The organism is Marinobacter alkalisoli (assembly GCF_045449795.1).
Taxonomy (GTDB): Bacteria; Pseudomonadota; Gammaproteobacteria; order Pseudomonadales; family Oleiphilaceae; genus Marinobacter.
Genome location: NZ_JBJJLB010000004.1, coordinates 67,225 through 90,218 on the forward strand (window position 1 = coordinate 67,225; position 22,994 = coordinate 90,218).

General features: G+C 58.7%; 18 protein-coding genes. 12 read left to right on the plus strand and 6 right to left on the minus strand.

All coding sequences use genetic code 11. The features are described from left to right. The 11 genes from ACJO3M_RS01265 (at position 1) to yihG (ending at position 12,280) form a co-directional block, all read left to right on the plus strand. Positions 1-1,221 (plus strand): type II secretion system F family protein, encoded by a 1,221-nt coding sequence (locus ACJO3M_RS01265; protein ID WP_406998984.1) that lies wholly within the window; start codon positions 1-3, stop codon positions 1,219-1,221. 73 nt (positions 1,222-1,294) lie between these two features. Further along, a complete protein-coding gene (locus tag ACJO3M_RS01270; RefSeq protein WP_406998986.1) occupies positions 1,295-2,170 on the plus strand; it encodes a prepilin peptidase in 876 nt (291 codons plus the stop codon). Beyond that, positions 2,170-2,769, plus strand: a complete 600-nt coding sequence (gene coaE / locus ACJO3M_RS01275) for a dephospho-CoA kinase (RefSeq protein WP_406998988.1) — start codon at positions 2,170-2,172, stop codon at positions 2,767-2,769. Before ACJO3M_RS01270 ends, coaE begins: the two co-directional genes overlap by 1 nt. Further along, positions 2,762-3,841: a hypothetical protein gene (locus tag ACJO3M_RS01280; RefSeq protein WP_406998989.1), complete on the plus strand. Its 1,080-nt coding sequence runs from the start codon at positions 2,762-2,764 to the stop codon at positions 3,839-3,841. Before coaE ends, ACJO3M_RS01280 begins: the two co-directional genes overlap by 8 nt. Beyond that, complete coding sequence (gene tsaA / locus ACJO3M_RS01285) at positions 3,838-4,569, plus strand: tRNA (N6-threonylcarbamoyladenosine(37)-N6)-methyltransferase TrmO (RefSeq protein WP_406998991.1); 732 nt, start codon at positions 3,838-3,840, stop codon at positions 4,567-4,569. Before ACJO3M_RS01280 ends, tsaA begins: the two co-directional genes overlap by 4 nt. 85 nt (positions 4,570-4,654) lie before the next feature. After that, on the plus strand, positions 4,655-7,006 hold the full coding sequence (locus ACJO3M_RS01290) for a hybrid sensor histidine kinase/response regulator (RefSeq protein ID WP_406998993.1): 2,352 nt from the start codon (positions 4,655-4,657) through the stop codon (positions 7,004-7,006). Between the two features lie 39 nt (positions 7,007-7,045). Continuing rightward, positions 7,046-7,234, plus strand: coding sequence for a DNA gyrase inhibitor YacG (gene yacG, locus ACJO3M_RS01295; RefSeq protein ID WP_406988449.1), 189 nt, complete (start codon positions 7,046-7,048; stop codon positions 7,232-7,234). A 160-nt stretch (positions 7,235-7,394) separates the two neighbouring features. Beyond that, positions 7,395-7,955: a YfaZ family outer membrane protein gene (locus ACJO3M_RS01300; RefSeq protein WP_406998995.1), complete on the plus strand. Its 561-nt coding sequence runs from the start codon at positions 7,395-7,397 to the stop codon at positions 7,953-7,955. 135 nt (positions 7,956-8,090) lie between these two features. Next, the gene (locus tag ACJO3M_RS01305; RefSeq protein ID WP_406998997.1) at positions 8,091-10,310 is read left to right on the plus strand and encodes a hypothetical protein; all 2,220 of its coding nucleotides are present in this window, start codon (positions 8,091-8,093) and stop codon (positions 10,308-10,310) included. A gap of 105 nt (positions 10,311-10,415) precedes the next feature. Further along, positions 10,416-11,345: a glucosaminidase domain-containing protein gene (locus tag ACJO3M_RS01310; RefSeq protein ID WP_406998999.1), complete on the plus strand. Its 930-nt coding sequence runs from the start codon at positions 10,416-10,418 to the stop codon at positions 11,343-11,345. Continuing rightward, positions 11,345-12,280 (plus strand): 1-acylglycerol-3-phosphate O-acyltransferase, YihG family, encoded by a 936-nt coding sequence (gene yihG, locus ACJO3M_RS01315; RefSeq protein WP_406999001.1) that lies wholly within the window; start codon positions 11,345-11,347, stop codon positions 12,278-12,280. Before ACJO3M_RS01310 ends, yihG begins: the two co-directional genes overlap by 1 nt. A 53-nt stretch (positions 12,281-12,333) precedes the next feature. On the opposite strand, the gene ACJO3M_RS01320 is transcribed toward yihG, so the two are convergent. From ACJO3M_RS01320 to zapE, 5 genes are all read right to left on the minus strand, one after another. Then, positions 12,334-15,030: a helix-turn-helix transcriptional regulator gene (locus ACJO3M_RS01320; protein WP_406999003.1), complete on the minus strand. Its 2,697-nt coding sequence runs from the start codon at positions 15,028-15,030 to the stop codon at positions 12,334-12,336. A gap of 280 nt (positions 15,031-15,310) precedes the next feature. Continuing rightward, positions 15,311-16,672: a DUF1329 domain-containing protein gene (locus ACJO3M_RS01325; protein ID WP_406999005.1), complete on the minus strand. Its 1,362-nt coding sequence runs from the start codon at positions 16,670-16,672 to the stop codon at positions 15,311-15,313. Between the two features lie 33 nt (positions 16,673-16,705). Next, positions 16,706-18,559: a DUF1302 domain-containing protein gene (locus tag ACJO3M_RS01330; protein WP_406999007.1), complete on the minus strand. Its 1,854-nt coding sequence runs from the start codon at positions 18,557-18,559 to the stop codon at positions 16,706-16,708. A 483-nt stretch (positions 18,560-19,042) separates the two neighbouring features. Beyond that, complete coding sequence (locus ACJO3M_RS01335) at positions 19,043-20,227, minus strand: thiolase family protein (protein ID WP_406999009.1); 1,185 nt, start codon at positions 20,225-20,227, stop codon at positions 19,043-19,045. Positions 20,228-20,294: 67 nt separating this feature from the next. Then, entirely contained in the window at positions 20,295-21,392 is a 1,098-nt protein-coding gene (gene zapE, locus ACJO3M_RS01340; protein ID WP_406999092.1) for a cell division protein ZapE, read from the minus strand. Between the two features lie 243 nt (positions 21,393-21,635). Here zapE and ACJO3M_RS01345 point away from each other — a divergent pair, with 243 nt between their 5' ends. Beyond that, positions 21,636-22,082, plus strand: a complete 447-nt coding sequence (locus ACJO3M_RS01345; RefSeq protein WP_406999010.1) for a Z-ring associated ZapG family protein — start codon at positions 21,636-21,638, stop codon at positions 22,080-22,082. Between the two features lie 157 nt (positions 22,083-22,239). Here the strand turns inward: ACJO3M_RS01345 and ACJO3M_RS01350 are convergent, their stop codons facing one another. Next, positions 22,240-22,983, minus strand: a complete 744-nt coding sequence (locus ACJO3M_RS01350; RefSeq protein WP_406999012.1) for a Nif3-like dinuclear metal center hexameric protein — start codon at positions 22,981-22,983, stop codon at positions 22,240-22,242. Between the last annotated feature and the right edge of the window lie 11 nt (positions 22,984-22,994).

A 22,994-nucleotide genomic window follows, 5' to 3' on the forward strand; every position in this document is an offset into this window, starting at 1 on the left:
ATGGCAGAAAAAGCGCAAAAGCTTCAGGCATTTGTCTGGGAAGGTAAGGACCGAAAAGGTAATAAAACCAAAGGGGAAGTGTCTGGTACGAATTTGGCACTGGTAAAAGCCCAGTTGCGTAAACAGGGCATTAACCCGGACAAAGTCAAGAAAAAGCCCAAGCCTCTGTTTGGGGGTAGCAAAAAAATTACGCCGTTCGATATCGCCATGTTCACCCGACAGATGGCGACAATGATGAAAGCCGGGGTGCCACTGGTTCAGAGTTTCGATATTGTGACGGACGGGCTGGAAAACCAGGGGCTGAAGGAACTGGTTGGTGCTATCAGGAATGACGTTGCCTCCGGTACCAGTTTTGCCGGCGCGCTCCGCAGGCATCCCAGGCATTTTGATGACCTTTACTGCAACTTGGTGGACTCGGGTGAAAAAGCCGGTGCGCTTGAGCAGATGCTTGATCGCATAGCGACCTATCTTGAGAAAACCGAGACGCTGAAAAAGAAGGTCAAAAAGGCGATGACCTATCCGATTGCAGTCGTTGTTGTTGCCATTATTGTGACCGCCATTCTTCTTGTGAAAGTGGTGCCGCAGTTTGAAAGCCTTTTCCAGGGCTTTGGCGCCGACCTTCCGGTCTTTACACAATTCATAGTCAATCTCTCGGAGTGGATGCAGCAATGGTGGTTTATTGTACTGCTGAGTATCGTTGGCTTCATCTTCCTGTTCAAGGAGGCTAAACGACGCTCCCAGAAATTCTCGGATCTGGTCGATAAATATCTGCTCAAACTGCCGGTGATGGGGGAGATTCTCGATAAATCCGCGGTGGCCAAGTTTGGCCGGGTACTTTCAACCACCTTCGCTGCGGGCGTCCCCCTTGTGGATGCGCTTGAATCGGTATCCGGTGCAACCGGTAATGCCGTTTATCGGGATGCCGTTAGCAAGATCAAAGATGAGGTATCCAGCGGTACGCAACTTCAGGCGTCTATGAAGCAAACCGGCGTGTTCCCTGTTATGGCCGTGCAGCTGACTGCCATTGGCGAGGAATCCGGTAACCTGGACGAAATGCTGGAGAAAGTCGCAGACCATTACGAAGCCGTAGTTGACGACATGGTTGATAATCTAACGGCGCTGATGGAGCCGATGATTATGTCGGTTCTGGGTGTGCTGGTTGGTGGTTTGATTATTGGTATGTATCTGCCGATCTTCCAGATGGGTAAGGTTGTAGGTTAAAGCCTTGTTGTGTCGGGTTACGCTTTGCTAACCCGACCTACGTTTCTTTCCGCTCCTGCTTTTCGGATATTTCATGCAAATTCTTGATTCCCTGCTGGCCACGCCGTGGCTGCTTTATTTGTCGGTTGTTCTGTTTTCCCTGTGTATTGGCAGTTTCCTGAATGTGGTAATTCTTCGCCTGCCGAAGATGATGCATCAGGACTGGCGTTGCCAGTGTGAGGAATTCCTGGAGCTGCCGGAAGGGCAGCGCAAGCCTGAAACGCCTATTACTCTGGCCTCCCCTGCGTCCACCTGCCCAGCCTGCGATCACAAAATCCGCGCCTGGGAGAATATCCCGGTGGTCAGTTACCTGGTGTTGGGCGGTAAGTGTTCTTCCTGCAAGGCGCGGATTTCTCCCCGTTACCCGATCATCGAGGCGCTGACGGCGATTTTCTCGGTGGTGACTGTTGCCACCCTCGGGCCGACGGAATCCTCGCTGTGGGCGCTGCTGCTGGTGTGGACACTGGTCGCGCTGACGATGATCGATTTTGACACACAGCTGCTGCCGGACAGCATGACCCTTCCGCTGATGTGGTTGGGGTTGGTACTCAATTACTTTGGTGTACTGACGGATTTTCATAGTGCATTCTGGGGTGCTGTGGCGGGTTACTTGTCGCTGTGGTCGGTTTATTGGCTGTTCAAGCTGGTGACTGGCAAGGAAGGCATGGGCCATGGGGATTTCAAGTTGCTGGCTGCCCTGGGGGCCTGGCTGGGCTGGCAGTTGTTGCCGGCGGTGATTTTGTTGTCGTCCGTGGTTGGGGCCGTTGTGGGAATTTGTTTGATTGTATTCCGCAAGCAGGGGCGTGAGGTGCCGATTCCGTTTGGGCCGTATCTGGCGGCAGCCGGGTTGCTTTGTTTGTGGTTCGGCTCCGAGATTCAGAGTTGGTGGTTTGGGTTTTTGGGGGGCTGATGGCAGTTATCGGGTTAACCGGGGGCATTGGCTCTGGCAAATCTACCGTGGCGCGGATGTTTGGGGCGCTGGGGGTGCATTGGGTGGATGCGGATGATGTGGCCCGTGAGGTGGTGGAGCCGGGCACGCCTGCGCTGGCCCGGATTGCCGAGCATTTTGGTGCAGAGATTCTGCAGGCGGACGGTTCGCTGGACCGGGCCCGGTTGCGGACGATTGTGTTTGAGAACCCGGATGAGCGGGCCTGGCTTGAGGGGTTGCTGCACCCGGTAATCCGTGAGGAGCTGATGCGCCAGCTTCAACCGGCGGACAATGCCCTGCCCTATGTATTGCTGGTGTCTCCGCTTCTGCTGGAGACCGACCAGCACCAGTTGGCGGAAAAAGTGGTGGTGGTGGATGTGCCGGTGGAGATCCAGCTGGCCCGCACCATGGCCCGTGATGACAATGATCAGGCGCAGGTTGAGCGTATCATTGCCGCCCAGATACCCCGCGAGAAGCGCCTGCAAAAAGCCGATGAAGTGGTCGATAATAATACGATGTTGAGTGACGTGGAACGCCAGGTCAGTGAGCTGCACAAGAAGTTTATGGTGGCCTTTGGGTAATAACCGTCTGGCGGCGCCGGCATTGCTCTGTGGTGTACTGTTGGCGGCTACGGCGGCCCATGCCGCTGACCCTGTTTTCATTATCCGGGAACCAGCCGTTCGCGATGTGCTCTCCCCCGAATCGCTGCCACCGGATTTCTATGATTTTTCCCCCGATGACTACTGGCTGGAGTCCAGGGATTCCTATTGGCTGCATTTCAGCAACTGGGTATTGCGCCAGGAGCGCACCCAGGGTTCCCGCGTACAGGCGTTGGGCGAGTGGGCGGACCGCACGTTTTCCGGCGCTGCCGCCGGCATGCCCAACAACCAGAGCTACCTGCGGCTGGGCTTTGCGACCGAGTCAGAATACGGGGATCCCGCCCAGTTGGACCCGGAAGCGCGGTTCCGCCTGGATATTCCCACCGTGGAGGAGAAACTGCGGCTGGTTATCGAGAGTGAAAGCGACGAGCTGATTCCCCTCGCGGAGCGGCGGCGCAACCGCCAGTTGACCGAGGAAGAGCGCTCGGACACCGAGGCGACCGGCGCCCTGCGTTACCTGTCGGAAGTCGGCGATGCGATCAACCTGAGTAACGATGTGGGTGTACGCCTGCGCTTCCCCACGGATGCGTTCTGGCGGGTGACAGCCGACAAGCGCTGGCGTCTGGATGACGACTGGGGCCTGAAAGTGGAACAGCGGCTGTACTATTTCCACCAGGACGGCTGGGGTGCACGGAGCTCGTTCGGGGCCGGACGGAGTCTGGGCAACGGCTGGAAATTCCTGTCCGCCAGTGAGATGGAATGGGTGCATGTGAAGCGTAAGTTCGAGATGGCACAAACCTTTAACTTCCACAAACGTCTGAACAACCGCGCCACAATCAGTCCACGCCTCGGCATACTGGGCGAAAGCCAGCCAAACTGGCGGCAAACCTCTATTTTTGCGGACCTGACCTACCGCTACCGGCTGCACAGCGATTGGCTGTATGGCGAAATTATTCCCGCGATGGAGTTCCCCCGGGATGAGAGCTTCAAGGACCGGGGTTCCCTGGTGTTGCGGATCGAACTGTATTTCTCGGGTACCATTGACCGATCATGACCTACACACCTGAAGACGCATTGACGTTAACGCCCATCGCCCACGCTCGCTCCTGTTTCCGGGACAAGTTCGGAGTGCCCCGCCAGCCGGGGCTGACTCGCCACGCCCACGCCGATCTGGTGATTGCCCCGCCCTTCGACCGGGAAGACGCGTTCCGGGGCCTGGAAACCGCCAGCCACCTTTGGCTGACCTTCCAGTTCCATGAGGCGGTGCGGGAAGAATGGCGGCCGGTGGTGCGCCCTCCCCGCCTTGGGGGAAACCGTAAGATGGGCGTATTCGCCAGCCGCTCGCCGTTCCGCCCCAACAGCCTGGGGCTGTCGGTCGTGCGCAACGAAGGGTTGCGACGGGAAAACGGCCGGCTGATCCTGCAAATCAGCGATCATGACCTGATTGAGGGCACGCCGATTCTGGACATCAAACCTTACCTTCCCTTTGCAGACTCGATACCCGACGCCACCCTGGGCTGGGCGGATTCGCCACCCACGGAGCGACTGCCGGTGGTGTTCCTGGAGGAAGCGGACACGCAACTGTCGGCCTTGCCCATGGAACCCTATCGCGACCTGCGGCGTCTGATTGAGGATGTGGTGAGTTACGACCCCCGGCCATCGTTTCGCCGCGGGCGTGAGGAGGACCGGATTTACGGCGCTCACCTGTATGATCTGAATGTGCGTTTCCGGTTTATCCATGATCATTCCGGGGAACGTGTCGAAGTGCTGACGGTCTGTTAAACTCGCATCAGTTGAAGGCGGTTTCCGGTTTATAACGTTTTACAAGAAGGAATCGCCAGTTCATTAGTCACAGGGAATACGTGTCTTGCCCTTGATCCGGTTATTCAAACGAATAGGTGTACGGCCACTGGCGGCGAGGCTGCTGGTATATGTGCTGCTGTTCAGCCTGGTACTGTCTCTCGCTGCCACCGGCCTGCAGATGATCGGTGAGTATGAACGCCGTACCGATGAACTGCGCAGCACCCAGGAAAAGGCAGCCGAGCTGATTTCGGGCAGTATGAGCAATAATATCTGGCTGATGAATTTCAGCGAGGTTGCCAACAGCCTGGATGACATGCGCGCGATGCCGGTGATTCAGCACGCCCGCGTGGTCACCGCCAGCGGCGAGGAATTCAGCACCGGCACCTACCCCGAAGGCCGGGTGATCTCCCAGTCCTTCCCGCTGATTTTCAATCGCTCATCATTCCGCGGCACCCAGAACATGGGCACGCTGACCATTACCTCGTCTGCGGAGCAGGTACACAACGAACTGGTGGACCGGGCACTGGTTACCCTCGGGTTCCAGTCGCTGATTGTGCTGCTGGGCACCCTGGGGCTGTTGCTGATCGTCAGGATGATGTTGTCCCGCCATCTGGAAACCATGGCGGACTACGCCACGCGCCTGAACCTGGACGCCCTGATCGAACCCCTGCACCTGCGACGCAAGCCCCCCAAAAATCCGGATGAACTCAGTGAGGTTGAGCAGGCGCTGAACAAGATGCGGCTGCAGTTGCTGGAAGACACCCGCTCACTGAGACAGACCACCCTGCAATCCCAGGGGGAAAGGGATGAGGCCGTTCGCGCCAATCACGCCAAAAACCAGTTCCTGGCGAATGTCAGCCATGAATTGCGCATTCCGCTGCAGTCGGTACTGGGCTACGCCAACCTGCTGACCGACACACCGCTGGACCAGGAACAGCAGGAATACGTCCAGACCCTGCTGAGCGCTTCCGAAAGCCTGTCGTCGATCATCAATGACCTGCTCGATATCTCCAGCATGGAAGCCGGCAAGCTGGTGCTGGAGGATTTGCCATTTGATATGCGGGAAACCCTGAACGACCTGGTACACATGCTTGGCACCCGCGCCCGCGAGAAAGGTCTTGCACTGGAACTGAGGGTGGACGAAAACCTGCCCTGGGCGCTGCGCGGCGACCCGGTCCGGGTACGGCAGATTCTGCTGAACCTGACTTCCAACGGTATCAAGTTCACCGATTCCGGCCATGTGCTGATCAGCGTGGAAGTGCTTGGTCGCAAGGACAATATGGTGCGCCTGCGGCTGGCCGTGGAAGATACCGGGGTCGGTATCAACCCCGAGGACATCCCGCTGGTGTACGAACCCTATGTCCAGCTGGGCCAGAGTTTCCAGCGCCAGCTTCCCGGGGCCGGCCTGGGCCTGACCATTTGCCGCCAGTTGGTCCGGCTGATGGACGGCACCCTGGAAGTGGAAAGCCGACCCGGGGAAGGCACCACCTTCTGGGCGGAACTGTCACTGCCGGTAGCGCCAGAAAGCTCGACCCGCATTCGCCCAGACACCCGGATGATTCAGGGCCGGCGGATTCTGGTGGTGGATTCCTACGAGCTGTCCCGCAAGATTACCCTGGAGATGCTGTCTCGCCATGAGCTGCACATTGAAGCGGTGAAGTCGGCGGGCGAGGCCCTGACCTCAGTCCGTCTCGCTGCGGACAATCAGCAGCCCTATGACGCCATTGTGCTGGACGGCTTTGTGCCGGATATGGACAGTGATCTGCTGTGCCGGCAGATTCGCAGCAACCCGCAGTGGAGCGACATCCGCCTGTTGTTGCTGTCTTCCAACCCGCAGCGGGGGGATGCCGAGCATTTCCGGCAGGCCGGGGCCGATGCGTTTCTCAGCAAGTCCCTGCGGGAATCCTGCCTGACGGCGATTCTGCACCAGCTGTTTGCCGACCGTGCCGCGGGCGAGCGTCGCTTCCTTACCCGGTTCTCGCTCCAGACGGTCAGTGACACATCCCGCCGCAAGGAATTGCCCTGCAGTCGCATGAAAGTGCTGCTGGTAGAGGACAACCCCGTCAACCGTACCCTGACCCGGCGCCTGCTGGAAAAGCTGGGCTGCGATGTGATGACCGCAAATGACGGCGAGGTTGCCGCCACACTCTGGCAATGGCACCCGTTTGACCTGGTGTTCATGGACTGCATCATGCCCCGCGTGGACGGGTTTGAGGCCACCCGGCGTCTGCGCCAGTGGGAAATCGACAACGGCCGCGACCGGGTGCCGGTGGTCGCCCTGACCGCCAGTGCCATGGAAAAGGACGAAGAACGGTGCCGCGAAGCCGGGATGGATTCCTTTGTTGCCAAGCCTGTCAATATTGAAATGTTGCGTGCAGTACTGGAACAATACTGTAAGGCATCCGCGCCCTCCTGATTCACCGGCTTAAGACACCGTAGGTTTCGCTCTAAAATGATGAAAGTAGAATGCCCCAACTGCAAGAAATCCGTCGAATGGAGCGAGAGCAATCCATTTCGCCCCTTCTGCTGTGAACGCTGCAAGCTGATTGACCTTGGCGCCTGGGCCAATGAGGAATACCGGGTTCCGGCACAGAATGTATCGCCCGAGGACCTGGACCAGTTGGACGAGAATACCCGGCACTGACGCCGGGTTGCTGGTCCATAATCCCGTATTAACAGGCCCTTACCCCGTTTTAAGTTGAGCAGCCCACGGCGTCCCGTTACCATGCGCTCATCTGAACAATCGTCGGCGCCGGCTGATTCCGGCGCCGGACTCCGTTCATTGACCCATGAAAGGTAGAAGAATGAAAGCAACCCGTATTTCCGTTCTTGCTCTGTCACTGGCCGCGGCTCCTGCTCTGGCAGCTGATCTGGACCTGAGCCTGACCAACGATTCCGTCAAGGGCCAGGTGAACTTCTTCGGCAACACGTCCGATCTGCAGCTGGGCACCGGTTACACCTACCACGAAGGTAGTCGCCACATCGGTAACGTGGATTTCCACGCCCAGGGCCAGACGGCTCTGGGCAACCTGCCGACCACCGCGGGTATCGGCCTGCGTGCCATCGGCTGGGATGACGACCACGTCGACGGCGGCGCGGTCGGCCTTGGCGGCTTTGCCACGGTCAACATCCCCGAAGTACCGGGCCTGTCGGTGACTGGCGGCCTGCACTACGCGCCGAGCATCCTGTCTTTTGGTGATTCCGAGGACATGACCAGCTTTGAGCTGCGCGGCAGCTACCGGGTTATCCGTAACGCCGAGGTGTTCGCCGGCTATCGCTACCTGAACACCGACCTGGATTCGCCCCTGCGCGGCGACATCAACCTGGACGAGGGCGTGATGGCCGGCATGAAGATCTTCTTCTGATCCTGCCAGGCACCTGAGTCTGATAGCGGGCGCCCTTCGAGGCGCCCGTTTTCGTTTCGTGCCCTGCCTCACTCTTTGCGTTCACCGCTCTTGCTAGACTGCCGGCTCATGTTCCGATAATGGATTGTCCCAGGCATGTCACTCAGCACACGTTTACCTGCATTCTTTCCCCGTTCCGGCAAACCACGCCTGCTCCCCTGCCTGTCACTGGCGGTGGCCGTTGTAGTGGCCGGTTGCGGCGGCGACAGCGCCGTTGATGAGGCGGGCTCCCGGGGTAACAGCTTTCCTCCGTCGAAGAACCCCCAGAATGACTTCAACCCGGGCAGCACCGGTGATTCCAACAACTCGACCGGTCTGGAGGCCAACGAGGTCCGGGTCACACTCGAGGTGCCGGCGGCGCTGGCGCCGGATGGGGAACTGACGCGCCGCAACCTGCGGATCGTGGCCCCGGACCGGGTCGACGTCTACCGCACCGACCAGAGCCTGCGCAACCTCGGCTCTGTTGACGTCACCCGTCGGACTGAAGACAGTGGCCGGGAAGTCATCGCCTTCAGCAATGGCCTGCCCCTGGGGCCGGATGTGGTGATCGAAGCAACCTATGGCAACATCCGGATGCGCGCCCTGGCGGCGGATGCGGACCGCGATGTAAAGGTCAATCCCTTCTCTGAATACCTGGTCAGCAACACCATCAGTGGTTATTCCCCGGGCCAGTTCAGTCAGATCATGGACTGTGTCAACGATGCCTCCGGTGAACTGTGTCTGAACAAGTATGTGTGGTCCACCCTGGCGGATCAGGTTCACGATTTCGAGATCGACATTCCCGATCAGGCCGATCTTGGAGGCGCGCTTGATCACCTCGACAACCGCGGTGACTTCGCCCGTTATGTGGAAGAGATGGCCCGCTACGCGCTGCTGGACGAAGAATCCTCCGGCAAGATCAGCGCCAGCTCCGCTGACTACAACACCGTGTTCCTCGGGATCGAACTGGGGCAGACCTTCCGCGAAACCAGCCTGGCCGGTTCCGGGCAATGGGGGGTACGCACCGCCCAGGAAGAGAGCGTGACCGACAGCAACGGCGGCACCGGCTACGTCTACCCGGCCCTGACCCTGACCAGCTTTGATGCGTTCAATATTCGTGTTACCTCCCTGGCGTCGGATGTGCCCTATGATCGCGAAGCCCTGATCCATCAAGCAGGCAACGAGTTTTATCCCCGGGGGACGGACCACTGGGATCTCAATACCCACGCTTCCTCGCCGGGCGCCGCCACGCTGCTCGAAGACACCCGGCTGCTTGCCGGACGGGCGCTTTACCAGAGTGTGACAGGCCGTGGCAGCTCCCAAATCCTCGGCTGGACACGCAACCCCTATTTCCTGGATGGTTTTGTCAGCACCACAGAAGAGGCCAGCGAAGCGCCTGATCGCATGCTGGCCGGATATTTCAGCGCCGGCAAGGCCATCGAACTGGAGGCGACCGCAGACACCTTGCAACGCAAGTCAGTGCAGGAAGACCACTACCTGTCCGTACTGGAAATGAATCTGTTGCGGGAGGAAGGTTTCAGCCTGAGTGTGCTCAACGGCCGCCAGTACAACGTGGTCTTCCTGGCAACCCGGTTCGCGGATGGCGCCGAGCCGCTGGCCATTGAGTCCGGGGTGGGTGACTGGACCATCAGCGGGGAAGATATCGCCCAGGTGATGGCCACCACCTCCATCGGTCGGGACGGCGGTTCCGGCGCTGTCACCGGGCCTGTGGCGGGCAACCGGGACGCCAGCTGGACGATCAGTTCCCGCCCCTCGCGACTCAGTGTGGGTGACCGGGAGATTGGCCGCCTCAATCTGGACATCAGCAATCCGTCCGGGCAATTTGCCACGCCGGATCTGGGCATTGGCGCCAGCACTCCTGACGGCTCCCTGCTGGCGTTCAACCTGGACAACGCCAACACCGGTGACGGCCTGCTCCTCGCCGCCGAGCAGACCACCACGCTTCCCCAGAGCGGCCGATACCGCCTGCAGGGTTTTGCCATGGGCCTGGCGAATGGTGAGAACCGCCTGCGACATTTCGACAACGCCGTGCTGACCCTCGACTCAGCCACTCAGGCGACGCTGGACAGACGCACCCTTGATATCGTGCATTCGGTGGATGCGGAGAGCATCTCCGGGCCTGCGCCTCTCGACGGCGGCGAGTTGTCTCTGGCTTACTCCCAGGGCGCCAACGGTGAGGTGGCTTTCGTGGCGGGGGATCTGACCCTCACCGGCTTCGTGACGGCGGACCAGAATCAGATTTTTCTGCAATTGCAAAACACCGAAGGCGGCGAGCAGCGCCTGGGGCTGTTGATTGCAACGCGACTGCCGGAGTGATTGTCGGATTACGCTGACGCTAACCCGACATGGGTAACCCGGCCAGGATACAGACACGTATAACCTGTTATAATTCAAGTCATATCGATTGTAACGAGAGGTTTTATGTCTGTAGGTATCCGGGCTATTTCGCTGGTTTTCCCGTTGGTGGTTTTCGCATTCTGGGGCAGTATCCACACACCGGATCCCGACGGCTTGTTTGGTGACGGCAGCGGATCGGATCTCGTTTTGTCTTCCTTGCCCCCACTCCCCGCCTGGGCAGGCGATGAGCTGCCGGATTTCTCCAGTTACCGCGATACCACGGAACGCAAAGCCGCGTTTTTCTCGTTTCTCTATCCGCGGATTGTGCTGGCCAATTCACGCATCCTGATCGAACGGGATTACCTGGATGCCCTGGCGCAAAAAGACGAACTGAGCAAATCCGAACGCAGCTGGCTGACCGGCCAGGCGAAGCGCCTGCGGGTTGAGGAAGAGCCGACCAGCCCGGAGCTATTCAAGCAGTTGCGCCAACGCCTGGACGTTATCTCCCCTTCCCTCATCCTGGCACAGGCGGCCAACGAGTCAGCCTGGGGCACCTCGCGCTTTGCCACCAAGGGCAACAACCTGTTCGGCCAGTGGTGTTTCTCGAAAGGCTGTGGCCTGGTGCCCCGGGGACGCGTGGAAGGCGCCACCCACGAAGTGGCCCGGTTTGCCTCCCCCTATCGGTCCATCCGGGGGTATATCCAGAATCTGAACCGTCACCCTACCTACCAGGCTTTGCGTGACGTGCGGCAGACCGCGCGCGATAACGGAAAGCTGGCTTCGGGGATAGCACTGGCCGCCGGCCTGATTGGCTATTCAGAACGGGGCGAGGATTATGTAAAAGAGATTCGTAGCATGATCCGGTACAACAACCTTGCGTATTTCGACAAGGCTTTCACCGCTACGGTCGATGGCAGCAATACCAAAAAGCTACAAACCCTGGCTTCTGCCAGCAAAGAACGTGTTCTCCTGCCCAACGCCGGAGACAATGACGATTCCGGGGACATCCACTGATGCTCGATTTTTTGCCTGCGCCGCTCAAGGGTACCCTGGCGGCCCTGCTGATATTGCTCAACACCCTGATTCTATATCCGGTGCTGATGGTCTTCTCACTGGTCAAGCTCATTATTCCGCTGACTCCGGTGCGAAAGTTTTGCACCGTGGCGCTGAACAACATTGCGTTTATCTGGATCGGGTTCAATAACCGCTTCCTGGATCTGCTCCACCGGATTGAATGGGATGTGCGGGGAGCGGACAACCTGAGCCGGGAACACTGGTATTTCGTGACCTGCAATCACCAGAGCTGGGCTGATATCCCGGCCATTCAGTATGTGCTGAACAGCCGTATTCCCCTGCTGAAGTTCTTCCTCAAGAAAGAGCTGATCTGGGTACCGCTGCTGGGCGTCGCCTGGTGGGCGCTGGATTTCCCGTTCATGCATCGCCATACCAAGGAACAGATCTCCAAACGCCCGGAGCTGAAAGGCAAGGACATCGCCGCCACCCAGGCAGCCTGCGAGAAGTTCCGCTACACGCCGGTGACCATTTTCAATTTCATGGAAGGCACACGCCTGACTCCGGCCAAGCACGCGGCCCAGAAGTCCCCCTACAAGCATTTGCTGAAGCCCCGGGCGGGCGGCACGGCCTTTGTGCTAAGCGCCATGGGGGAGATGATTCATACCATGCTGGACGTCAGCATTGTCTATCCCGATGGTCGCTCCGGATTCTGGGATTTCCTCTGCGGCCGCACGCGCCGGCTTATCATCGACATTCGCGTTCGTGAGATTCCTGAGCGTTTCCTGGGCATGGACTACGAGGGGAGCCGTGAATCCCGAGTGGACTTCCAGAGGTGGATCAGCGAGATCTGGGCGGAGAAAGACGCCCGCATAGAAGCCCTCAAAGCCCCTGCGCCGCACCCCAGCAAAGAAGTAGGTCAGGTTAGCGAAGCGTAACCCTTGCCCCACGTAGGTCGGGTTAGCGAAAGCGTAACCCGACACCGATGCATCTACAGTAAACCAAGCTCCCGCGCGCGGACGATGGCCTGGGTGCGGGATCTGACTTCGAGCTTGGCGTTGATGCGACGGGCGTGGGTTTTTACGGTGTGCAGGGAAATGTGCAACCGGTCGGCAATTTCCTGATTGGACAGGCCGTTGGCGATCAGCTCCAGCACTCCCTGCTCCCTTTCGCTGATGGGCTCCGCCAGTGGCACAGCGTTCACCTTGGCCACCGACAGCCCGAAAAGCTGTCCCAGTGACCGGGTAAATTCCCCTTCCGGCAGGTGCGGATAGGCCTTCTCCATTAGTTCGCCCATCTCGGTGTAAAGTTCGGCAAAGGGGCTGATAAAGTGCTCCGGCGCCGCGATATTGACCGCCCGGGTCAACAGTTTCTGGGCAGCCGCCACGCCCTTCTCGCGGAACGCCAGCAGGCTTTCCAACAATATAAGGTGCAAATCCACGGCAAACGGCATCACCCGACCATTGTCCAGGCGAATGGAGCGCAGGGTATCCGCCGCCTTGACGTCGTCTCCCCTGGCCAGCTCAATCCTCACCTGCAGCGAATCCAGCAAGCCCGGCATCATCGGAATCAACTCCGGCACACACCCGGTGTCCCGGTAGGGTTGCAGGCGCTCCATGGCCTGAGCGGCGCTTTCAATGTTGCCGGACGCCAGCCAGCAGCTCGCTTTCAGAGCCTCCAGCACCGGCACGAAAACGGACTCGTCCACCTCCCAGGCATGCATGGTCCGCTCGGCGCGTCCAATCCACACGAAGGCATCTTCCAGCCGGCCCTGGGTACGGCAAATCAATACCCGCAAGGCCATAGCCAGCAACAGCCCCAAATCCCGGGTCTGCTCGGCGTGGCGACTACAGGTCACCAGCAGCCGATCGGCCTCCGCCTGCCGGCCCTGATGCCACAACACCAGCACCAGGTTCAGTTGTAGCCGGGTTTCGCCAACCCGCGTCGGGCGTGCGGTTTCGTTCATGGCGGTATCAAGACCGGTCCGTAGCAACTGCTCGGCGTGTTTCAGCGCTCCCTTGCCCAGTTCAATGCGGGCATGGGTATAAACCGCCAGAGCTTCCGATCCGGAATCCCCGGCTTCACGGGCAAGCCTGGCGGTTGCCCGGTTGGCTTCTCTGGCATCCGCGAATCGCCCAGCTGCGCAAAAAGCGCTGGAACGGACCATCTGAGTCACCAGCTGGCCCTGGGTGGACAGCTTCTCGGCTTCCAGGGCCCGATCGGCAACCTCCAGGGCTTGTTCAACATAACCCTCGCCTCTCAGGATGAAGGCTTCCAGGGCATCAATCCGGCCGGCCAGCGCCTCGCGCTCGGCATCCGGAAGGCCATCCAACAGGGCCCTGGCCTGGGAGAACTGGCCACCAATAGCGTGAACCCAACTGTACACCAACTGCAGCCGTGCGCTGTGTTCCAGCAGACCGAGCGGCAGTGAGCGGCGCAAACGCAACAGTGAGGCGGTATCCTGGCCGATCAGCAGCGCCTCGGACCCCTCGGAGGCGATCCTGACGGCTTCATCTGCGTTTTCCGACAGCAACGCGTATCGCAGGGCTTCCGGAAGCTGGTGATGCTGACAGAACCAGCGACTGGCCGCCAACGCGCGATCCTTTGCGCCATCAAGAGCGGAACTTCTCAGCCACTCGTGAAAAAGTGGATTAAGGCGGAACCATCGCCCCCGTCCGGGGAGCGGGCGCAGGGGCAGCCCGGCCTCCGCCGCCACGGACGGCCGAAACCCGGTGTCACAGGCCTGATCCCTCAGGCTGCCAAACAGGTCGTCGGAGACAATGTCCATTTCGGCCATGATTCGCAGGGCCCGCTGCTGGGGCGGAGTCAGGCGGGCCAGCACGGAATCCCGCAGGAAACGTTCCACGCTGACGGTTTCCTGGATCGGCAACCGGGATTCTGCCAATGCGGCCAGCTCCCGCTGATACAACGCCAGTGGGGTAATCCAGCCTTCCGTCAGGGAGTACAGGTGGTCAATCGCGACGGTGGTGAGCTGGCTATTAGCCTGCGCCGAGGCATAGAACTCAAAGGTTTCCTGCCGGGTCAATTCCAGCGTTTCAGGACCAATTCGTGTAAAGCGCCCTTCCAGTTCCGATTTGTGGGTTTCAAACGGCAGAGGTTTGCGGGAAACCAGGGCCAGGGCCAGGCCGTTGGGCAGCTCGGTAATCAGCTGCTCCAGCAACTCAATCAGCATCGGGTGGGTGGCGGAGGCCAGGTTATCCAGCACCAGCACGGCCTTGCGCTCAGGCCGTTGCCAGTAGTCCTGGGCCAGGAGCAATGACAGGGCCTCACTGTGATTAGCAGTGGCGTGGGCCAGGGTGCTGTCCTGGGTCGCCTGCAGGTTGAGCGCAAGACCCAGAAACATCATCAGCCGGTCGGGGTCATTATCCTGCGCGGTGAGGGATATCCATTTGATGGCTTCCTGCGGCCGGCCTGATTCATGCAGAGCCGACAGCAAAGCGTGGGATTTACCGTATCCACACGGCGCTTCCAGATAGAGCACACGCCCGGGCTCCAGTGACGACTGGATTCGCCCGGTTAATGCAGGTCGCTTCAGATCACCGGAAGGTGGTGACGGAATACGGACCCGTTGTTGCAAAAGATCTCTGACCAGCTCGCCCCGATGCGCGCCAGACGAAACCGACTGGAACTCATCATTGGCGGCACTGCCATCATCAAATGGTTTCACACTTCGCCCCGCTCAAGTCCGGCTCACGGGCAACCGCGAGTTGCACTGGCGTGCGTCCGGAATATGCAATGTTTGCACAATGTATCTGGGTACCATCATCGGGTACGCCTTTAGTATGAAAGAGAGGTTAAACCAAATGCCGGGCGGGCTGCAAAACTTTGACGTAGCAGTGTGTAAAATGGCGGCGAAATTTCAACATTTTCGCAAAAAAGAAGTCCGGACATAAAAAAACGGCGGGCCCGAAAGCCCGCCGTTTTTGTCGTACGGATAGACGCGTGCGTTATCGTACGCCGGCCCGACGCAGGGCTGCCGGAGTGTACTCACGGGAGCTGCGCTCCACACCGAAGGTGTAGGGGTCGTTTTCCTCATTGGTCAGACCAAGGGCCAGATAACGACCGGACAGCAGGTCATACAGCACTTCAATCGCGTACCAGGGAACCTGCTGGTCGTAGAACTGCATGGCATGGGCTTCAGCAACACGCCACAGTTCGCCACGGCCGTCGTAGTGGTCAATCACACTGGCCTGCCAGGAGTCTTCGTCCAGGTAGAAATCCCGCTGGGCGTAGATGTGACGCTCACCTTCTTTCAGGGTCGCACGAACGTGCCACACACGGTGGAGCTCATAGCGGGTCAGGTCCTGATTGATATGCCCGGCCTTGATGATTTCGTCGTAGCTCAAATCACGGTCAACCAGCTTGTAGGAGTTGTACGGGATGTACATTTCCTTCTTGCCCACCAGCTCCCAGTTGTAGCGGTCTGGCGCGCCGTTGAACATATCGAAGTTGTCCGAGGTACGCATGCCGTCCGAGGCAGTACCCGGACCATCATAGGCCACCTGGGGCGCGCGACGAACGCGGCGCTGACCGGCGTTGTACACCCAGGCACGGCGTGGCTCTTTAACCTGATCCAGGGTCTCATGGACCAGAAGAACGTTACCCGCGAGACGGGCCGGTGCGGTAATAGCCTGCTTGAAGTAGAACAGGACGTTGGGATCCTGATCCGGCTCATAGTCCTTCAGGTAGGCACGCCAGGTCAGCTCGTCCTGGAATTTGACCACACTGAAATCACCATTTTCGGTTGGCGTAACCTGACCCACGTTACGCTGAACAGAGCCACCACGATAGCGGGTGATGTGGTTCCAGATAGCTTCAACACCGTTGTTCGGAATCGGGAACGGCGTCGCATCCTGGTAGTTCGCAATGCCGTTTCCGTCCTTGATCAGCTCAGCGTCGGTCGCATTCTTGACGGTTTCATCCATCACTGACTGAGGGTAAGTGGCGGTACGACGCGTCTGATAGACCGGAATCTTGTAGTCATCGTACTTTTTGATCATCGCCACCTGCCCCGGGGACAGGTTGTCGGAGTACTGATCGACATTGCTCTGATCAATGGTAAACAGCACCTCGTCGTCCGGGAACGGATTCACGTAGATGCCGTCATCGTTGTAGCCGGCCGGCGCTTCCTTGAGGCCGCCGTCCCAGGCCGGAATTTCATCCCCGTTGCCGGCTTTCTCGGCGCCGATGGGCGTTAAGCTGTCACCCAGCTTGGCGGCTTCTTCGGCGGATACCGCACCGAAGGCATTGCCGGCAAACATGGATGCTGCCAATACGCCGGAGGCCAGTAGTTTCTTGTTCAGTTTCATTTAGATTACCTCGTTAAACGAATTCGCACCGATTCAGAAGGAGTAAGACACACTCGCGCTGACAAAATCACGATCGGTTAACTCGTTATACGGTTTACCGCCGAAAAAGTTCGTATAACCGATTTCACCGGTGATTTTGTTCTGATATACGCCTTCCAGAGAGACACCAATGGCCTTCTGGCCTTCATTAAATGCGCCACCTGGTTGCGGACCGTAACCCTGGACATCATGACTCCAGGCCAGCTTCGGTGACAGGTTGATCCCCGCAATCGCGTTCGGGTAGCTCCAGACAAGACGGGTACGATAACCCCAGGAGAAATCCGTCACGAAACCGTCGTTGGTGCAGTAGCTGGCATTGATGTTCAGCGCGGCTCCAGTGGCGCCGCTGCCATCACAGGCGCCGCCCGGCAACTCACCGATACCAAAGGTACCTGAACGGCCGTAACGGGCTTCATCCTGGTCCGGTAGATCGTGAACGTAGGTTGCACCGAATTCGGTAATCAGCGACAACCGGCTTGCACCCATAACCTGGTCAAAGAACTTGATCAGGGTGAACTGTGCCTGGGAAACGTTGAAGCGGTCATAACCATCCACTTCCTGCCCTCGGAGATCAGCGCCACCAGCTTCAGCTTCACGCTGAACCTGCAGCAAACTGGCCGGCTCGCCGGTTTCCGGGTTCACCTGCTGGAGGCCGCCGTAGATCAGTTCAAACGCGTTCCACTGGATCGGCATGTTGTCACGGAAGGAGTATTCCGCACCCAGCGACCAGCCGCCCGGCGTGGTGGTGTTGATACTGATACCGTAGAGGTTGATGTTTTCCGGGTACTCAATGAAGTAGGACGGGAAACGCTCGCCTTCGCGATCATCACGCACGGTACCGCTGACGTATGGCAGCCGGCTGTTGTACTTGATGTAGTAGAAACCAAGTTCCGAGTCATTCAGCGCGGGAACGTACCAGCGCAATGCCACGCCGAACTGGTCTTTGGAATCTGCTTCCTTGTCACCCAGACGCGGAGCAATGAAGCCCTGGGCGAGTGCCTGGGAATCCGGTAACTGACCGGCCAACAGAACCGGGCCGCAGCCATCGGGAGCAAAGTCGTTGGTGGAGAAAAAGGTGCCGCAATCGTCGGGACGAACCGGTTCCCAGTCGGCCTGGACAAAGGTTTCAACGGTCACGTTCTCTGTTACACCGGCGGACATGTAGAACATCTCCACCGGCAGCAGCGCGTCTTTCAGCTCAGAACCCGGCGCGCGGAAGGCCGGCACGTCAACCGGGTTAATGACGTTAATGCCGCCCTGAATAAAGGTACTCTCACCCCAGCTCACCACCTGCTTGCCGTAGCGAAGACTGACCGGCACATTGCCGAAAAACCAGTCGGAGAAGACGTAGGCATCCAGGAACTCGCCGCCTGAGGCGTTGTCCTTGGCTTCATCGTTGAGCTCACGCTGCTGACCAACGTCATCAACGGCGCGATCACCGTCCTTCAGTTCGAAGTCGTACCAGTAACGGCCCCGGACCAGTGCGCCAACACGATCCAGATAGTCGCCCATCACGTTGTAGTTCAGGAACAACTCACTGTTGCCCTTAGCAACATGAGAGACCACATCGCCCTTTTCGAAGTTGAGGTTGCCGTCGTCGTAGTTGTTGGTGGAAGCACCAACTGTGGTGTTCGCAAATTCGGGCCCGAGGTTACCCTGGGCGATCAGGCGCCGGTCACGTTCCTGGGTTCGCCAGGTAGCGCCGTATGACAGCGTGGTGTTGAACTGGGCTTCCACGTCCCCCATGTAAAAAGAATAGGCAGCTGCCTGCCCGGACATACCGGCTGCAACTGCCACGGCCAGCGGCAATTTGGCCCACTGATGCCATTGTTGAGTTTTTCTTGTCATTGGAAGGCTACTCCATTGTTGTTCTGAGTCGCTGCTCTGATTATTGGTGTTCACGATGTTTGGAGGCTTCATGCACAGTGCTCGTGATGCTGGCACTATAGCTAACGCCCTCGGGCGCTTTGATCAGTCAAAAGTATGATTTTGCGGTCACACCCTGTTTTACCGCCGGGTTCCCTCGCACTGAATCACTATAGACAACAATAGTGGATGCAACCACCTTGTTTAGATGTCCATTTCCAGCGAAGGAGATAGGCTGAATGAGGTGCAAGCACGGAGGGACGTTTCTCTCTCCGGGAAACGCCCCTCCGTGCCCAGACAAAGAATTCGCCTGCAGGTAACTCCGCAATTTCGGTGGGGAGGGGGATGTCCCTTTCCAAAACTGTGCGGAGCCATGGATGGCGGAGCCCAAGCGTCACATGGATGTGCCGCAGGAGCGTGTTTTGGAAAGGGACATCCCCCTCCCCAAACTCCCAGGCCAGAGCTTTATAGCATTTCGATAGCCATGGCCGTAGCCTCACCGCCACCGATACACAGCGCTGCGACGCCTTTCTTCTTGCCGTAACGCTGCAGGGCGTACATCAGGGTGACCAGCAGACGGGAGCCGGTGGAGCCGACAGGATGGCCCTGGGCGCACGCGCCGCCGTGGATGTTGACCTTCTCCGGGTCCAGACCCAGCTCGCGGATCGGCATCATTGCGACCATGGCGAAGGCTTCGTTGATCTCGAACAGATCGACGTCTTCCTTGCTCCAACCTGTTTTGGAGAACAGTGTTTCGATCGCCCCCACCGGCGCACAGGTAAACTCGGACGGGTGTTGAGACTGAGTGCTATGACCAACGATGCGGGCCAGCGGCTTAAGGCCGCGCTTCTCGGCTTCGGACTCACGCATCAGAACCAGCGCAGATGCGCCGTCGGAAATAGAAGACGCGTTGGCGGCAGTGACGGTGCCATCTTTGGCAAACGCGGGGCGCAGACTCGGGATCTTCTCGATATTGGCGTTATGGGGCTGCTCATCGTCTTTTACAACCACGTCGCCTTTACGGGTCTTGACGGTAACCGGAACGATTTCGTCCTTCAGCAGGCCTTCATCGATGGCTTTCTTGGCCCGCGTCAGAGAAGTGATGGCGTATTCATCCATCTCTTCCCGGGTGTAGCCTTTCTTGTCCGCCATTTCCTGAGCAAAGGCGCCCATCAGCCGGCCGGTTTCAGCGTCTTCCAGACCGTCCAGGAACATATGATCCTGCGGCGCCTGGCCTGGCCCCATGCGGTAACCTTTGCGAACACCCTGGAGAACGTAAGGGGCGTTGGACATGCTTTCCATGCCGCCGGCAACCAGAATGTCGTTGCTGCCAGCCTTGATGATGTCGTGGGCAAACATGGCGGCTTTCATACCGGAACCGCACAGCTTGTTGATGGTGGTGGCACCAGTGTTGTCCGGCAGGCCGGCCTTGCGCATGGCCTGACGGGCCGGCCCCTGCTTGAGGCCAGCGGGCAGTACGTTGCCCATGACCACTTCCTGTACGTCTGCCGGCTGCAGGCCGGCGCGCTTCACGGCTTCGGCGATGGTGATGGCGCCCAGGTCCGGGGCGCTGACGTCAGCCAGGCTGCCCTGGAAACCGCCCATGGGGGTGCGGACGCCGCTGACGATCACTACGTTATCTGTGCTCATAACTGAATCTCTCTGTTGGTTGTTTGGTAGGTTTGTCGGATTAGGCGCAGCCGTAATCCGACACCACTTATGGTTTATGCGCCGCTTCCAGGTACTCCCTGGACTGCATCTCCAGCAACCGGGATTCGGTTCGCTCAAACTCGAAGCCCAGGCGACCGCCGGCGTACAATTCGGTGATGACGGCAGCGGCGGAGATGATGACCTTGACGTTACGGTCGTAAAACTCATCAATCATGTTAATAAAACGACGAGCCTGGTCGTCCTTTTCACCACCCAGCACCGGTACGTTGCTGATGATGATGGCGTGGAACTGACGCGCCAGTTCGATGTAGTCGTTCTGACTGCGGGGGCCGTCGCACACGTCTTTGAAATCGAACCAGACCACGTCATCGGCGTGGGCGATGGCGGGGATCTTGCGGCCGTTGATTTCCATGGATCTGCTGTGTTTGGCCGCTTCCACCGCCAGGGCATCGTAACTCTTGCGGAGACTGACGTCGGCTTCGTCGTCCAGCGGGAAGTGGTAGAGCTCGGCCTGTTCGAGCGTACGCAGGCGATAATCCACGCCGCCGTCGACATTCACCACTTCGGTGTGTTTTTTCACAAGGTCAATGGCTGGCAGGAAGCGGGCGCGCTGCAGGCCGTCCTTGTAGAGTCCGTCGGGAACGATGTTGGACGTACAAACCAGGGTCACGCCGCGGCTGAACAGGCCGTCCATCAGGGTAGCCAGGATCATGGCGTCACCGATGTCGGAAACAAAGAATTCGTCGAAGCAGATCACCCGGGTTTCATCGGCGAACTTTTTTGACACCAGTTCCAGCGGGTTTTTCTCCCCTTTCAGGGATTTGAGTTCGTTGTGGACACGCTGCATAAAGCGGTGGAAGTGAACCCGCATTTTGCGATCAAACGGTAGTGATTCGTAGAAGGTGTCCATCAGGTAGGTCTTGCCACGACCCACCCCGCCCCAGAAATACAGTCCTTTGACCGGCTCTTCCTTACCCTTTTTCAGTTTTCTTCGCAGTTTTGCCAATCCTTTATGGCGTTCGCTTTCGGCTTCCACGAGTTTGTCGTACAGTGACTGCAAACGCTGGACGGCATCTTCCTGTGCCGGATCCCGAAGAAAATCCGGGCGTTCGAGATCCTGCTGGTAGCGTTGCCAAGGGGTCATGTGGTCGGTCATCAAGCCTGTTCCCGAAGTGTGGTCGTTCATTTACGGCGGCGTATTGTGGCCGATTTTGGGATTTTTCGCCACGTTAGTGCTGGCGCAGGGCCTCTGATCCGGCGGCCAGGGCGCTCCTGGCTGAAGCAATACGACGATTGGCTCAGGCTGTATGGATGGGCGCAGGCGGCCTGGAACGTTATACTCCATTAACGGGCTGAGCTCTTAATACGTAAAAGGACGACACATCTTATGACGAACCTGATTCTGGCAGCGATTGCCGCATTGGTTGTTGGCATTGTCATTGGCGTACTGGTCGGTCGCTCGGGGCAGACTACGAATCTGCGTCAGCGCCGTGTCGAGCAACAGATTGAGGAGCTGCGTAGCGAATATACCCGCTACCAGGCCCAGGTGAATGAGCACTTTATGGAGTCGGCCCATCTGCTGCGCCGTTTCAATGATTCGTATCGCGATGTGAATCAGCACATGGCGCGGGGGGCGAACCGGCTGTGTAATGATGAGGACTGGATGAATGAGCTTGAGCGGGAGACGTCCCGTGCTCGTCTTGAGGATGTTCGCGAGGATGGCGTGGAGCCGCCTCGGGATTATGCGCCGAAGGCCGGGCCAGAGGAGAAGGGCACGCTGGCTGAGGACTTTGGGCTTAAGAAGGGCGACAAGCCTTCAACCTCTAAGGCCTGAATCTTTCGGTGAAGTGACTGGTTGGGCCTATCTTTCCAAAACACGCTCAAGCACATCCATGTGACGCTTGGGCTCCGCCATCCATGGCTCCGCACAGTTTTGGAAAGGGCCCCTCAACCAGTCACCCTGACTTTCGAGGTGCCTTCCCCACTACCTTTTAAACCGGGTTGTCGCAATCGATAAACTGGTGAGCCACACCAAATTCTTTCTCCAACGCCTTACCCAGAGCCTGAACCCCATAACGTTCCGTTGCATGATGTCCGGCTGCGTAGTAGTGAATTCCACATTCCCGGGCGGTGTGGGTCGTCGGTTCTGAGATTTCACCACTGATATACGCATCCAGGCCGGCGTCCAGTGCCGCGTTGATGAAGCCTTGCGCCGCGCCGGTGCACCACCCTACCCGTCTGATTTCCGGTTTTCCTTCGCCCACCCACAGCGGTTCCCGGTGGAGTTTTTCGGCGATGAGCTGGCCAAACTCTTCGGGGCTGATGGCTTGTGGCAGTTCGCCTTCCCAGACCAGGCCGCCGAGGGGGCGCGGGTTTTCGATGCCCAGCACGTCGGCCAACTGTCGGTTGTTGCCGTATTCGGGATGGTCGTCCAGTGGCAGGTGGTAGGCGACGAGGCTGATGTCGTGGTCCAGGAGTTGTTTGATCCGCTGGCGTTTCATGCCTTGGATGCGCTGATCTTCACCTTTCCAGAAGTAGCCGTGGTGGACGAGGATCATTTCGGCGTTGGCTTCGATGGCGGCGTCGATGAGGGCTTTTGAGGCGGTAACGCCGGTGACGATGGTGTTAACGTCGTCTTTGCCTTCGACCTGGAGGCCGTTTGGGCAGTAGTCCTGGAAGTTTTCGGGCTGGAGCCATTGTTCGATTGTTTTGAGAATCTCGTTGCGGTTTGCCATAGAACTCTCCG